Origin of the sequence: Halomonas sp. MES3-P3E (assembly GCF_002836035.1) — a bacterium.
GTDB classification, from domain to species: domain Bacteria; phylum Pseudomonadota; class Gammaproteobacteria; order Pseudomonadales; family Halomonadaceae; genus Vreelandella; species Vreelandella arctica.
In genome coordinates this window covers 1-330 of sequence record NZ_PJBT01000167.1, presented here as the reverse complement: position 1 = coordinate 330, position 330 = coordinate 1, and the positions used below count along the sequence as shown (strand labels likewise).

1 protein-coding gene is annotated in these 330 nt (G+C 53.3%); it reads right to left on the bottom strand.

Translation table 11 applies throughout. The annotated features are described in order from the left end of the window. Window positions 1-54 precede the first annotated feature (54 nt). On the bottom strand, window positions 55-330 hold a 276-nt coding region (locus tag CXF87_RS12495; protein WP_008957440.1), incomplete at its 5' end, for a metal-sensing transcriptional repressor.

The following is a 330-nucleotide window of genomic DNA, read 5'->3' as shown; positions in this document are numbered from 1 at the left end:
TGGGCGAGTACATCGAGCATAGAACTTCCTCAAATGAGGGGTGCCTAAAAGCGCTTACAGGTAGCGTGCAATCGTCTTGAACTCTTCAGCCCGTGCCCGTTGCGTTTGATTCTGAGTACCCAGGGCTTCGTCTAGGCAGTGGTCGATGTGATCCAGCACTAAGGTGCGTTTAGCTTGCTGAATGGCTTTTTCTACCGCATGGAGTTGTTGAGCGATGTCCAGACAGTGGCGTCCATCCTCTACCATCTGGGTCACACTCGAAAGGTGCCCCCGAGCGCGGTTCAGGCGCTTGACGATATCGGGATGTGACTGGTGAGTATGCATTGTCAT